The following is a 13,610-nucleotide window of genomic DNA, read 5'->3' on the forward strand; positions in this document are numbered from 1 at the left end:
GAGAGAATTCCTATACTAAAAATGGGCGATTTTCTGCTTGTTACGATACAGGTAGATTTGTACGACCAACTGGCAGAAAATCTTGAATCAGATTTAATTAACACCATCAGCAAGCACAGTTCAAAAGGGGTGTTAATTGATATATCTGCTGTTTCTATAATCGACTCTTTTATGGGGCGTATTTTAGGAAACATAGCAGTCATGTCCAAAATTATGGATGCACAAACAGTTGTAGTTGGAATGCAGCCTGCTGTTGCTATTACCCTTGTTGAACTTGGATTATCCTTAAACGGAGTTATAAGTGCCCTGAACGTTGAAAAAGGCATGGATCTACTGCGCTCAAAAATGCACATCAGCGATAATGAAGAGCAGGATTATGACTACGATAACGAATAGCAGAGAAGAAGCCTTAATTGTAAAAGAACAAGATGTGGTGCCGTTACGCAACCGTGTAAAGGAGTATGGGGTAAAAATGGGTATGAGTATTTTAAATCAAACCAAATTAATTACCGCAACCAGCGAACTTGTTCGTAATCTCCTAAAATATGGCGGCGGTGGCAGAGTCATCATTGAATCGGTCAGTAATGGCCGTGATAATGGCGTACGCGTTACTTTTATAGATAAAGGTCCCGGAATAGCCGATATATCATTGGCTATGAAAGATGGATTCAGTACAGGAAAAAGCTTAGGCTTAGGACTTCCTGGTACCAAAAGACTTGTCAATGAATTTGATATTAAATCAGAACTGGGTAACGGAACTACCGTTACTATAACAAAATGGAAAAATGGATAATACTTTTTCCAGCTATAAAATTGACGATCGAAGCCTGATTGCTTTTATAAAAAGAGAAATACACAACTTAGCACTTCACATAGGTTTTACACCACACAGAGCTGCTGAGACCGATATTATTGTTGCAGAATTAACTTCTAATCTAATCAAATATGCAAAGGGAGGAGAACTTCTCTATCGCGCTAATTTGGAAGATGGAAATAAAATAATCGAAATATACTGTCTGGATAAAGGTGTGGGGTTTGAAAATTTAGCCAAAGTGATGAATGATGGCTATTCTTCATCCAACACGCTCGGTAACGGATTAGGTGCCATTAAAAGATTGAGTAACGATTTTCAGATCTATTCCATGAAAAATTGGGGATGTGTGCAGTATATCAAAATCGGTGAAAAATCAGATTTGCCTTTGACTGCTTTGCAAAGCGGTTTAAATTATGCTGCAATTGCAGTTAACTACCCGGGAGAAAAGTTTTGTGGAGACGGCTACCATATTAAGTCAACAAAAAAAGGTTTTCAAATATTTTTAGGTGACGGTTTAGGTCACGGTGAAAATGCAAATGAAGCCATTCAGTTAGCTATAAAAGCTTTCAGGCAGTCTGTAGAAACGGATCCTTCGGAAATTTTAAGGGATATTCATGTAAAGGTAAAAAAGAGCAGGGGACTTGTTGGCACAATAGCATCTGTTGATTATAATTCAGAAGTATGGAGTATCTGCGGTATAGGCAATATTAGTACCCGAATTTACGACGGATTGGAAAATAAAACCTATACGCCATATAACGGAATTATTGGCCATAATATTCCGCGTACTTTAAACAATACTATCGTTCCTTATAAAAAACATCAAATTATTGTCATGCACAGTGATGGATTACGCACCAGATGGAATTTAAACGAAATGACCTCAATAGTAAAACAGCATTCTGGTATAATAGCATCGGCTATCCTTAAAGAAAACATAAGGGGTACAGATGACGCATCAATTCTTGTAGGTAAAATAATGTAAGTGCCATGAAAGATATTATTAAAATAAATCTTGACAACGAAATGGACTTGATACTTGCCCACAAACGATGCATGAAAATTGCCGAAATGTGTGGTATGCCTTCATCATTCCAGACGAGATTTTCGACAGCGGTTTCTGAAATTGCCAGATGCGCCATTGCAAAAGGCAAAAATTCGCTTTTGGTGATTGGTATAAATACGATTAAGACAACACAAAAACAAATTGTTGCAATTATCACAGATAGTGTTGATTTAAAAAGCACTAACCCGGAAGCCTTTAATTATGCTTCTAAAATTTCAGGAGATATAGAATACAGTTTTAAAGGCAATCAATCTACTACCAGAATAATTCAGCCTGTAATCTCACCTGGGCTTCTTTCAGAAACAAAGATAAAATCGTTTGTTGATTATTTTAAGTTTGAGCCTCCTTTATCTCCTTACGACGAGATCAGGAAAAAAAATATTGAATTAATTGCGTTATCAGAGAAGCTTTCAGAAAGTGAAAACCGATACAGAAAATTAGCCAATACAATTCCGATCTTGATTTGTGAGGTTAATGATCGAAATAAAGTGCTTCTTTATAATGAATCACTGGCGAATTTTTTAAAAGTTCCGCCACCCAATTTTGAAAGAAAAAATTTGATGAATTTTGTTCATCCTGACGACATTGAAATAATGGTTGATGGATGGAATAAAGCAAAAGCGAACCGATCTTCCTTTTTAGCTGAAATCCGAATTACAGACACTACTACATACGCTTGGCATCTTGTTAGTATGATTCCGAATAAATCAGAAGATGGTTCTTTCAACAGCTGGCTCGTTTATTTTACAGATATAAACGCGCAAAAGATGGTCGTTGAAACGCTGAAAGATAATTCAGAATTAAAAATGATTCAACGTGAATTAGAAAGTGTTAATTCTAAATTACTATTTAAAAATAAAGAGCTGGAACAATTTGCCTATATTGCCAGTCACGACTTGCAAGAGCCGCTTCGTAAAATTATGATTATGCTTTCCCGTGCAGGCCAGCATTTATCAGAAGAGCAAAAGAAGCAATATTATTTTGACCGAATTACATTATCAGCAACACGATTATCAGAATTAATTACAGACGTTCTCAATTATTCAAGAATAGACAACAGCAAGCAAATTTTTAAAGAAGTAGACCTTAATGAAATAGCTGATGAAATTTTAGGTGATTTGAGCATGATCATTGAAGAAAAAAATGCAGTAATTACTATTGAACCTTTACCAGAAGTTTTAGGACTCAGTACACAGTTGCGCCAATTGTTTTACAATCTGGTTAATAATGCACTTAAATTTAATACAGCACTTCCCTTAGTTACCATTTCTTCCAAATTGATGCCCGATGAAAAAGATCAATTGGCACTATCAGGCAATTACAATATTATCTCAATTGCAGATAACGGAATTGGAATTGATAGCCAATATTCAACCCGGATCTTTAATATGTTCCAGCGATTGCATGAAAGAGATCAGTACGGAGGGAACGGAATAGGTCTCGCACTATGTCGACGTATTATTGAAAATCATAACGGAGTAATTAATTTTACAAGTACACCTGGAAAAGGAACTGTTTTTTGGATTTACTTGCCCAAAAAACAAGAATAGAAAAGAAGTATGAAAAGTGTAGAAGTTAAAGGAATATTATAAAGTATTGAAGTAAGTTTCTTTTGTATATTTTAATAACGGTGTCTTGCAGTTGATTTGTTTTTTTGGACCAGGACATTTATTCTTTAAAAAAACCTCTTAGATTTATTTCTAAAAGGTTTAACTTAAATATTGATAAGCTGCAGAATTAGTTTCCTAAATATTTTGCTTTTACTATTGGTCAATTTAACTTTCTGCTGTAAAAGTACGCTTGTCCTGACTATAATTGTGATTATTAGAGTAGGCTTCCCCTCAAAAATAATTTCAAAAACGCTTTCGTGGTATGGGCGTAATTAAGCACAACTATCCCCGTAAAAAACACTCTTAGATGTTTCCCTGGATAATCCTAAATTAATTACTAAGACCCTTGCTGTGCAGTTGTTTGATAATTTTCTATTTGCGAATTGATAACATCCTTATATTTTGCAAGTCCTATTCCTATTATTGGAATAGATAATTTTCCTATAATAGAACCAGCTTGTGTATGGCCTGTTTTATTTAAATAACTTGACAAAAGCAAAGTCCCTATCGCGCCAAAAAGAATTAATTCTCCCGGAACGTCGGCAATTTTATTTTCGATTAATGTTCTGATTTCCTCAAGATTTTCCTGATTGATTAAATTTTCCATATTTTCTGTTTGTTAAAATGTTACTACTTTAATGAACTTAAAATTACAGGTAAAATCAATCATTACTTTATATAATAGAATCATCAAGTTATATAATTATCAGGATGTTGCAGAGTGTATTGATTACTTTTTTGCTGTTGCGCAGGCTATTTTGGCAAATGATTTTTTTTTCCTATCTTAACCATAACGTTAGATCAGGTATCTGATAATACTAAAGGCAACTTGAGATTACTACTAAATAGATAATTTATGAAGGCACTTCTTATTGGAGCTACGGGCTCTACCGGAAAATTTCTGCTCAATGAACTCATTCAGGATAACGATTACACTTCTGTAACCATTTTTGTAAGGCGGTCGACAGGCAGATCGCATCCAAAATTGACAGAACATGTTATTGATTTTTCTACTATAGAACAGTATCAGCAACTCATTACCGGAGATGTTCTCTTCAGTTGTCTTGGTACGACACTCAAAGCGGCCGGTTCAAAAGAGAAGCAATGGGATATCGATTTTAATATTCCCGCAACATTTGCTGCTATCGCAAGGAAAAACAGAGTCAATTCGCTTGTATTGGTTTCCTCTGCAGATGCTTCTCCAACGAGCAGAATTTTCTATTCCAGAATGAAAGGAGAACTGGAAACCGCAATTACAGAGATGGATTTTGGACAGTATATTATATTTAGGCCAGGTCCATTATTGCGAATAGGTACAGATAGACCAGCCGAGAAAATAATGGTAAACGTGCTTAATATCTTTAACAGTATAGGACTGCTAAAAAAATACAAGCCTCTTCCAACCGAAGTCTTGGCCATGAAACTGGCAAAGGCACCTTGGAAATTACCTCAGGGAACTTCTGTTATAAAATTGGCGGAAATCGCCAGTTTTTAACAAGGCGACTTTAGAAATAAAAAAAGCAACAAAGCCTCTCTAAAGGTTTTATTGCTTTTTATTTCTTGTTTGTGTCTATTAAAAAATATTGAAAAAAGAAGAAATTTTCAATTCTGCTACTGCAGAGCGGTATAAAATTCTAGCTGTTTGTAGCTGCGCTTCCGCTACTTCCTGCTCCGCCTGAGTTGTTGTTTCCTTCATCCTCGTGACGGTCGGGATCTGTTCCTGCCTCGTCGTCGTCGTCAATATCACCCCAATCTCCTGTGTTGGGCTTTTCCCGCGGATCATTATCATTATTGCTGGCAGCCGCTTGCTTTGGGCTATGATAAGGACATTTTTGCAATTCTTCAGCTGTGTATAGATTTGAATTTTCCATGACTTTATTTTTAAGTTGTTAATACGTTTAAAATTAAGTCAGTAATGATATTAAGTTCTTACAATAAAAATGGTTTTTGTTGTGAAATTTGCATTTTGATACAACAAATTGTTACAAAAAACGGGACAAAAGAATTTATCTTTTGCCCCGAATGATGACACTTTTTAGGAGCTGAATAATTAATAAAAAAACTGTTCAAAAACTATTTTACCTTCTTGTACCTTATATACACAGATTTCATCCATTGTAAATCTGTCTCTTCCTTTAAATGTCATATCAGCTGACCATGAAACTGTAAAGTAGTCGCCACCGATCACTGGATCTGAAATAACGCGCCCATGTACCTGCTCAACTAAAGATTCAAATAATTCTGATTTTTTCAAAATTTCCTGTAGTCCTTCGACAGTTTTTGGCAGAAGAAAATCATTCGCTTCGACGCTTACGCAGTTATCGGCATACAATTGTGTTTGTGTTTCATAAAATTTATCCTGACGAACCAGTTCTATAAATCTGGCTGCAACCTCTTTTGTTGTTAAATTTTTTTCTTTCATTTTAAATGGATATTTATTTAATAATCTTATTTCAGCGGGCAAAGTTAGGATATAGAACTTACCATATGATAGTAGTTTCCTAAAGGAAAGCGCTAACCTTTACGAAAGTTTATTACCTTTCGGACATGAAAACGACAGAAAAAAAAATGGCGCAAGACCCAGCAGAATGTGCCCAATCACTCAGCAATGTGATTGATGCTATGTTTGTTCTTAACGGAAAATGGAAATTACCATTAATTCTCTGTATCTCTCAATCCCCGAAGCGTTTTTCTGAAATACAAAGCGAAGTTCCCATATCACCTAAGGTTTTATCAAATGAACTCAAGCATTTGGAATTAAATAACTTTATCAAACGTAACGTTTTTCCAACCACACCTGTTACTATTATTTACGAAGCAACGGAGTACTGCCAGACTTTAAAAAATGTGATATGTGAACTAGATCAATGGGGAGGGATGCATAGAAAAGTGCTTACAGGGAAGTAAACTTTTTTAGAAAAACTTGCTGTTATCCTGATTATTAGACGGAACAGAGGGATATTTTCCCCCAAAATCCTTAGCTGCGATCCTGATCAGAAAGCCCTGAACTTCAACATCAGTACTATTTTCTAATCAAATAGCGCTACCAATACAAGTAATGTTTTCTTAGGGTTTATTTAATTATTTAATAAATTTATTTTTTAATAATTCGCTATAAAAGATTCAGGTGAATCTGATATCTAATATCATTATTAAAATTAGAGAGTATATTTACAACTTCATATTTACTGTTTTTTCTAGATTACGAACTTCAATAAATGGCAAAACTATTATTCAAATTTTTGTGGCGGGTTCTGAGAAACGGAAACAGCATTTTACGACCCTCTTTTCAGGGGTACTTGTTCTTCTGTGTCCTCTTTTTTTCTCTTAGCAGTAAAGTTTTTTCACAAGATCTTTTATTCTCTCCAATTGAAAACAGGCATCAGCTGAATGAAGAGAAAATTAGGAATTTTATTGAGCTTCAGGATGGGAGAATAGGTGTTTTTACTGTGGGAATGCTCAACTTATACGATGGTGCAGATTTTAAGACAATAGAAATGAATGATGATAATTCTGCGCCCCTTATATCATATAGGGGATTTCATCACAGTTATGTAGAGAACAATCGCATTTGGTTTAAGCATAAAGGAAAGATCAGCCTCATTAATGTTGCAAAAGAAAGGAGTGAAGCTGATCCAATTCAAAAGCTGCGCATTTTAGGATTTAAAGGCACACCGGTTGATTTATTTGTTGATGAAAAAAAAGATATATGGGTTGTAAATGATTTGGGTGCACTGCTTTGTTATCAGCAGGATTCAAAAAAGGTAGTCTGCTTTTTAAACAAAATTTTTATAAAGGGCAGTCCTGATGAGCTGCTTTACGATCTCGTTGTTCATCAACAAAAAGTATATTTAATTTATAAGTCGGGATTAATTCGTTGTTTTGACCGCTTCACAGCAAAAGAAATTTATAAAGTAATTGTTGTCAAAGACGCATTGAATAATTTTGCTGATTGGAATCACACTACAGCGGTTGGTAAATATCTCTATCTTGTAAGGTCCGGAATCGCAAAAGGACAATTGATTCGATATGATACTCAGACCAGGCAGTCAATAGTCTTATTAGAAGCCAATACCTATTGGCTGAACACCTTTGCAGCAAATAAAAATGGAGACTTTTTCATGAGCTGCAGCAAAGGGCTTTGGTACTTTAGGTCGGGCAGTACTGCGGGCAGTTTTTATCCGGAGTTAAATTTAACAGAAAAAGACAAAATAAAAACCGAAGTAAGTACAGTTTTATTTGATTATCAGGGCGGACTCTGGATTGGGACATTAAATAAAGGAATTTACTATCAACATCCGGATCGTTCTCGTTTTAAATATTATCAGAAAAGTAATTTCAACTTAAAAGATAATGACGAATTTCAGGTAAATTGTTTTGAAGAAACTGTTGACGGGAAATTACTTATTGGTACAAATAAAGGACTCTATATAGCCGAACTTCCTCTCAGTCATAGTAAATCATTCAAGGTTTTGCTTGCTGAATTGCATTGTCATTCTCTGCTCAAAGATGCTACAGGTCAGGTATGGATTTCGACTAACAAAGGACTGTATGTATTGGACACAAATGGGTTTATAAAACAATATACAAAACAGCTTACCATTAGTGTTTATCAAACCACTAAAAAAGAGATATTTGTATGCACTGACACTGGAGTTTTCAAGTGGAATAATTCTTTTCAGTCTTTTGGTCTCTCCTTTTTGATGGATTCTCCTGCTGATGTATTTCAAATCACACAGTGGAATCATCAATTAATAGGCATTTCTTTTGATGGCCCTTTTATAATGAATATTTCAGGGGATAAAATTATAAGACCTTTAGCAAAAGGACATAAAAAAATACCAATGTTCAGCCAAAAAAGCCATAAATACAGCTGTATTTTATCTGACTCTGATCAGGATTTGTGGCTGGGCACCTATAATGGACTTACAATTTGGGATCATAAAAATCAAAAACTGTATGAATTAAATACCGATAAAGGTTTAGTAAACAATAGCATTAAGGCGATAGTGGAAGATGTAGATCGTTCCTTTTGGGTGACGACCTCACGTGGCTTAAGCCATATTATTAAAAAAAGAGCAGCAAGCGGACTTACTTTTAGAATTGTCAATTATGATAAATTTACCGGAGTGCTGGAATATCCATTTACTGATCGCGCTGCACTTATTTCATCAAAAAATGGATTGTTTATAGGGGGAATAGATGGTATGAATAATCTAAAAAGAAATGATGCCAGAGACAATCAATATATTCTTAACCCCATATTATTTAATTTTAAATTGTTTGGCAAAAATGTGAAAAGTGGTCAGAAAGTAAACAATGAGATAGTTTTAAAAAATTCTATAACATCCACAGATACCTTAAAGCTAAAACATGATCAAAACTTTTTTAGCATTGGGTTTTCCGGACTCAACTATATCAATGAGTCACACACTTATTTCAGATATAAGCTGGAGCATATTGACAGGAATTGGCGCAGCGAGAATTCTGCCTCAGGACTAGGTGAAGCCAGTTATACCAATATCGCTCCAGGCCACTATAATTTTATGGTACAGGCCAGTTCTGATGGTCTTCATTGGCCAGGCAAGAAAAAAAATCTTTTAATTATAATCGAACCTCCCATATGGAACACGATTCTTGCCAGAGTGCTTTATTTGCTAGTACTGTGTATAGGGATTTCTTTAATTTCTAAAGCACTTATAAAACGCAGTGCCGTAATTCGCAAGAAGCAACAGGATTATGCTATAGAAAGAGCAAAATCGGATTTTATAACCAACATGAGTCATGAATTGCGTACGCCCCTAACATTAATAATAACACCTTTAAAATCGCTGCTTGTAAAAGTAGAAGATGAGAAAATAAAGAAAGAACTGCTGCAAATTAGCTCCAGCAGTGACCTTTTGTTGGATACTGTGAATCAGTTGCTTGATTTTAAAAAAATCGATAACGGAGAAGAAATCGTACATCGCAATTTTTATGATAATCTTTCATTCATTACTGAATTGTGTAAAGCCTATGTGTCAATAGCAGAAGAAAAAGGAATTGATTTTATCTGGGATATCGACCCGCAAAACGATGATTTATATCTGGACAGGCAAAAAATTACCAGAGTAATAATTAACCTGCTTTCTAATGCTTTTAAATTTACAGGTTCAGGCGGTAAAGTTAAATTTTCAGCTGTAATTGACAATAAGGATAAAGCTCTGACAATTGTGGTTGAAGATTCAGGAATTGGAATTTCTAAAACAGAAATAGATAATATTTTTAATCGTTTTTATCAGGCAAAGAATCAAAATGGGCTATCCTCTGGCAGTGGAATAGGTCTGTACATGGTAAAATATTATGCAACAATACATGGCGGCTCGGCAAGTGTTACGAGTAATCCAGGCGAGGGAACTTGTTTTAAAGTACTGTTTTCAGTTGGTAAAGAAAGCGAATTAACCTCTTTTAAAGAAGAGGAAGAATCCACAAGAAAAAATATACTTATTGTCGAGGACCATATTATTTTTAGAAGTTATCTGGTTGATGAATTGAAAAAATATTATAATGTGATCGCAGCCCATGATGGAGAAGAGGGTTTAAAGAAAGCCATATTGCATGTTCCGGATCTTATCGTAACAGATATGATGATGCCCCAAATGGATGGTCCGGAATTAAGTCAAGCCGTTCGAAATAATATTGCCGTGAGCCATATTCCTATTATTATGCTTACGGGAAGAAGCTCTGATGAGGCACGATTTGAAGGTTATAACGCTGGAATCGATGCTTATATGGTAAAACCCTTTGATATTAATTTACTGATACTCCGAATTAATAAACTACTGGAGATAAACGAAGCCAGACGAAAAACGTTCAGTAATAAAAAGGAAGTGCAAATTGATGCCTTAACAGATAATCCAATTGATCAGGAGTTTTTAAAACGCGCGTTTCAGTGTGTCGTAGATAATTTGTCTAATGCTGATTATACTGTAGAAAAGTTCAGTGAAGATATGAATATGGATCGTACTGGTTTATATCGAAAACTTGTGGCACTTACAGATCATTCACCCACAAATTTTATTCGCACCATCCGACTTAAAAAAGCAGCCGAATTATTATTGGATAAAAGACTTACAATTGCAGATGTATCTGATCAGGTAGGTTTTAATAGTATTTCTTATTTTACCAAATGTTTTCACGACACTTTTGGTAAAACACCCAGTCAGAGCAGAGCGTAAAATCTTTCAAAAACAATAATTTTTATATTTTTAATGTATTGATTAGATGTGTTTTGTAATGCATTACTGAATGGTTTCAACATGAGTTATAATTATTTCAACATAGTTTAAAGGATTTCAAAATGACAAAAGTTATTTTTATTTCACTATAAACTATTTAACCCAATTGAAATGAAAATTATTTACTCCTTATGTACTATGTTGCTTTTTTGCTTTCATAGTAATGGGCAGAAATTCCAGAAAACCACTCAGGGAATTAAAACGATGGCCAATAGCCATAACATAGAAATACAGTTTTACAGTCCTGCTATTGTCAGGGTTATTAAATTTCCTGAGGCAACAAAATTTTCAAAAGAAAGCCTTTCGGTAGTTTTACAGCCTGCCAAAACTTCATTTAGTGTCAAAACGCATGGCGATATTATCTTTTTAAAGTCGGATCAATTAACGGTTAGTGTAAATACTGTTTCAGGCGATGTAGCATTTGCATCCGCTGATACTGAATTATTAAAAGAAAAATCTCAAGGAACCAAATTTGAACCTTTTGATGATACAGGAGTAAAAACATTTACAGTCACACAATCTTTTATCTTAGATAAAGAGGAGCCTATTTATGGATTAGGACAACATCAAAGGGGAGATTTGAACCAAAGGAATCAAAAATATCATCTGGAGCAGGGCAATGTAGATGATGCGGTGACTTTTTTTCAGTCCATAAAAGGATATGGGCTTTATTGGGATAATTATTCTCCAACAGAATTTACAGATGATGCCACTCAAACTTCCTTTAAATCAATTGTGGGAGATGGTGTTGATTACTATTTCATGTACGGGGGCAATGCAGATGGTGTAATTGGAAAAATGCGGGAGTTAACTGGAAAAGTACCCATGTTTCCTTTGTGGACCTACGGTTTTTGGCAGAGTAAGGAGCGATACAAAAGTCAGAATGAATTGGTTGAGGTCGTTAAAAAATACCGTGAACTATCTGTGCCGCTTGACGGAATAATACAAGATTGGCAGTATTGGGGCAACAATTATTTGTGGAATGCCATGGAGTTTTTGAACCCTGAATTTTCAGATCCAAAAAAAATGGTGGATGAGGTTCATAATCTTAATGCCCATATGATTATCTCGATTTGGTCTTCCTTTGGTCCGCAGACAAAACCCTATAAGGAAATGGATCAAAATGGAATGTTATTTAATATTAAAACCTGGCCAGAATCCGGTTCAGAAATATGGCCTCCAAATAAAGATTATCCTTCGGGCGTTAGAGTATATGACCCCTACAATCCTCAGGCAAGAGATATTTACTGGAAATATGTCAATAAAGGATTATTTTCTCATGGAATTGACGGTTGGTGGATGGACTCTACAGAACCGGATCACTTTGAGGCAAAACCAGCAGATTATGATACAAAAACATATCTTGGATCTTTTAGAAAAGTGCGAAATGCATATCCTTTAATGACTGTGGGTGGTGTTTACGACCATCAGCGTAAAGTAACATCAGACAAACGTGTATTTATTTTAACCCGATCTGCTTTTGCAGGCCAACAGCGCTACGGCGCCAATACGTGGTCTGGAGATACAGGTTCGAGTTGGGAAACGCTTCGCAATCAGATTCCGGCGGGTTTGAATTTTACACTTACAGGCATACCACATTGGAATTCAGATATAGGAGGTTTTTTTGCAGGAGCCTACAGGCAGGCATGGAATGAAAAATCAGGAGCCAAAAATCCTCTTTATCAGGAATTGTATGTACGTTGGATTCAATTTGGTACTTTCAATTCAATGATGCGTTCTCATGGTACAGATGTACCAAGGGAGATTTATAATTTTGGTATAAAAGGCGAGCCCATATACGATGCAATTGAGAAATTTATTAATCTGCGTTATGCACTTCTTCCTTATATTTATTCCACTTCATGGGAAGTTACCAGTAAGCAGTCCAGTTTTATGAGGGCATTATTTATGGATTTTCCAAAGGATAAAAAAGGATGGGACATTAAAGATCAGTTTATGTTTGGCAGGTCAATTTTGGTAGTTCCAATAGTCGAGGCACAATATACTCCGGAGAAAATAGTAAAAGTTAACGAATCAACGGGCTGGAATCAGCAAGGAGATAAAAAAAATGCAGAAAAAACAACTGTAGACTTTACTTCAGAAAAGTCAAGAAATGTTTATCTGCCCGCTGGCACAAATTGGTACGACTTCTGGACAAATGAAAAAATTAGCGGAGGTCAGGAAATTACAAGAAAAACAGCCATTGATATGCTGCCCCTTTATATAAGGGAAGGATCAATTATTCCTTTTGGTCCCAAAGTACAATTTGCAACCCAGAAAAAGTGGGATAACTTGGAGATAAAAGTATATCCGGGTAAAGATTGTTCATTTGTGCTTTATGAAGATGAATTTGATAATTACAATTATGAGAAAGGACTTTATGCTGAAATTGAATTTTCATGGAATGAGTCATCAAAAAAATTAACGATTTCAAATCGAAAAGGACAATACAATGGAATGCTAACCAGCAGAAAATTTACTGTCGTAATGCCAAATGGAATAACAAGGATTATTAATTATAATGGTAAAAAAGTGGAGGAGAGATTTCAGGACTAATTCATTACAGTTTTCCTAAACTTTCCCAGGCAATACATATCCCCAAAACAAGATATTTATTGCCTTATAACACTCTCGGAAAATCAGCCTAAAAGCTAAACCCTTTCATCTGATAAATTGCTTTTTGTTTGATTGTAAATGTGCTAGTCCTAATTGTTTACAGTTTGCACTGAAAGATAAAACAAACGTAGAGTAAGATTTGCATTGATATTTAAAGGTTTCCTTGCAGTAATGCCTCATGCAATGCTGTGCCGGGTTACTTTATGAATTTGTACTAGATGATGTAG

At 35.2% G+C, this 13,610-nt stretch carries 12 protein-coding genes; 9 read left to right on the forward strand and 3 right to left on the reverse strand.

Annotated features, from left to right (window positions below; translation table 11 throughout):
- Nucleotides 1-21 precede the first annotated feature (21 nt).
- The 4 genes from FLP_RS13135 to FLP_RS13150 are packed head-to-tail and all read left to right on the forward strand — an operon-like array spanning nt 22 to nt 3,430.
- Entirely contained in the window at nt 22-396 is a 375-nt protein-coding gene (locus FLP_RS13135) for an STAS domain-containing protein (protein WP_243397596.1), read from the forward strand.
- Nucleotides 377-793 (forward strand): anti-sigma regulatory factor, encoded by a 417-nt coding sequence (locus FLP_RS13140; RefSeq protein ID WP_065449941.1) that lies wholly within the window; start codon nt 377-379, stop codon nt 791-793. Before FLP_RS13135 ends, FLP_RS13140 begins: the two co-directional genes overlap by 20 nt.
- Entirely contained in the window at nt 786-1,799 is a 1,014-nt protein-coding gene (locus FLP_RS13145; RefSeq protein ID WP_065449942.1) for an ATP-binding protein, read from the forward strand. Before FLP_RS13140 ends, FLP_RS13145 begins: the two co-directional genes overlap by 8 nt.
- 5 nt (nt 1,800-1,804) lie before the next feature.
- Nucleotides 1,805-3,430 (forward strand): sensor histidine kinase, encoded by a 1,626-nt coding sequence (locus FLP_RS13150; RefSeq protein WP_065449943.1) that lies wholly within the window; start codon nt 1,805-1,807, stop codon nt 3,428-3,430.
- 397 nt (nt 3,431-3,827) lie between these two features.
- Here the strand turns inward: FLP_RS13150 and FLP_RS13155 are convergent, their stop codons facing one another.
- The gene (locus tag FLP_RS13155; RefSeq protein WP_065449944.1) at nt 3,828-4,097 is read right to left on the reverse strand and encodes a hypothetical protein; all 270 of its coding nucleotides are present in this window, start codon (nt 4,095-4,097) and stop codon (nt 3,828-3,830) included.
- Between the two features lie 31 nt (nt 4,098-4,128).
- Between FLP_RS13155 and FLP_RS25505 the strand changes: the two genes are divergently transcribed.
- On the forward strand, nt 4,129-4,278 hold the full coding sequence (locus tag FLP_RS25505) for a hypothetical protein (protein ID WP_165606675.1): 150 nt from the start codon (nt 4,129-4,131) through the stop codon (nt 4,276-4,278).
- A gap of 68 nt (nt 4,279-4,346) precedes the next feature.
- Nucleotides 4,347-4,985 (forward strand): NAD(P)H-binding protein, encoded by a 639-nt coding sequence (locus FLP_RS13160; RefSeq protein ID WP_065449945.1) that lies wholly within the window; start codon nt 4,347-4,349, stop codon nt 4,983-4,985.
- Between the two features lie 139 nt (nt 4,986-5,124).
- On the opposite strand, the gene FLP_RS13165 is transcribed toward FLP_RS13160, so the two are convergent.
- Nucleotides 5,125-5,361, reverse strand: a complete 237-nt coding sequence (locus tag FLP_RS13165; RefSeq protein ID WP_065449946.1) for a hypothetical protein — start codon at nt 5,359-5,361, stop codon at nt 5,125-5,127.
- Between the two features lie 179 nt (nt 5,362-5,540).
- Nucleotides 5,541-5,912, reverse strand: a complete 372-nt coding sequence (locus FLP_RS13170) for a SnoaL-like domain-containing protein (RefSeq protein WP_065449947.1) — start codon at nt 5,910-5,912, stop codon at nt 5,541-5,543.
- Nucleotides 5,913-6,037: 125 nt separating this feature from the next.
- Between FLP_RS13170 and FLP_RS13175 the strand changes: the two genes are divergently transcribed.
- The 3 genes from FLP_RS13175 to FLP_RS13185 all read left to right on the forward strand — a co-directional run bounded on the left by FLP_RS13175 (nt 6,038) and on the right by FLP_RS13185 (nt 13,323).
- Nucleotides 6,038-6,397, forward strand: coding sequence for a winged helix-turn-helix transcriptional regulator (locus tag FLP_RS13175; RefSeq protein ID WP_065449948.1), 360 nt, complete (start codon nt 6,038-6,040; stop codon nt 6,395-6,397).
- Between the two features lie 311 nt (nt 6,398-6,708).
- The gene (locus tag FLP_RS13180; protein ID WP_065449949.1) at nt 6,709-10,707 is read left to right on the forward strand and encodes a hybrid sensor histidine kinase/response regulator transcription factor; all 3,999 of its coding nucleotides are present in this window, start codon (nt 6,709-6,711) and stop codon (nt 10,705-10,707) included.
- Between the two features lie 171 nt (nt 10,708-10,878).
- On the forward strand, nt 10,879-13,323 hold the full coding sequence (locus FLP_RS13185; RefSeq protein ID WP_065449950.1) for a glycoside hydrolase family 31 protein: 2,445 nt from the start codon (nt 10,879-10,881) through the stop codon (nt 13,321-13,323).
- Nucleotides 13,324-13,610 lie beyond the last annotated feature (287 nt).

It is taken from the genome of Flavobacterium piscis (assembly GCF_001686925.1).
In the GTDB taxonomy this organism is placed as follows: Bacteria; Bacteroidota; Bacteroidia; order Flavobacteriales; family Flavobacteriaceae; genus Flavobacterium; species Flavobacterium piscis.

What these genes read in the sequence shown, in the direction of transcription:
- FLP_RS13155 (WP_065449944.1), bottom strand. Translation starts at nt 4,097, where the DNA reads ATGGAAAATTTAATCAATCAGGAAAATCTTGAGGAAATCAGAACATTA.
- FLP_RS13140 (WP_065449941.1), top strand. Translation starts at nt 377, where the DNA reads ATGACTACGATAACGAATAGCAGAGAAGAAGCCTTAATTGTAAAAGAA.
- FLP_RS13135 (WP_243397596.1), top strand. Translation starts at nt 22, where the DNA reads ATGGGCGATTTTCTGCTTGTTACGATACAGGTAGATTTGTACGACCAA.
- FLP_RS13170 (WP_065449947.1), bottom strand. Translation starts at nt 5,912, where the DNA reads ATGAAAGAAAAAAATTTAACAACAAAAGAGGTTGCAGCCAGATTTATA.
- FLP_RS25505 (WP_165606675.1), top strand. Translation starts at nt 4,129, where the DNA reads ATGAACTTAAAATTACAGGTAAAATCAATCATTACTTTATATAATAGA.
- FLP_RS13180 (WP_065449949.1), top strand. Translation starts at nt 6,709, where the DNA reads ATGGCAAAACTATTATTCAAATTTTTGTGGCGGGTTCTGAGAAACGGA.
- FLP_RS13145 (WP_065449942.1), top strand. Translation starts at nt 786, where the DNA reads ATGGATAATACTTTTTCCAGCTATAAAATTGACGATCGAAGCCTGATT.
- FLP_RS13160 (WP_065449945.1), top strand. Translation starts at nt 4,347, where the DNA reads ATGAAGGCACTTCTTATTGGAGCTACGGGCTCTACCGGAAAATTTCTG.
- FLP_RS13150 (WP_065449943.1), top strand. Translation starts at nt 1,805, where the DNA reads ATGAAAGATATTATTAAAATAAATCTTGACAACGAAATGGACTTGATA.
- FLP_RS13175 (WP_065449948.1), top strand. Translation starts at nt 6,038, where the DNA reads ATGAAAACGACAGAAAAAAAAATGGCGCAAGACCCAGCAGAATGTGCC.
- FLP_RS13185 (WP_065449950.1), top strand. Translation starts at nt 10,879, where the DNA reads ATGAAAATTATTTACTCCTTATGTACTATGTTGCTTTTTTGCTTTCAT.
- FLP_RS13165 (WP_065449946.1), bottom strand. Translation starts at nt 5,361, where the DNA reads ATGGAAAATTCAAATCTATACACAGCTGAAGAATTGCAAAAATGTCCT.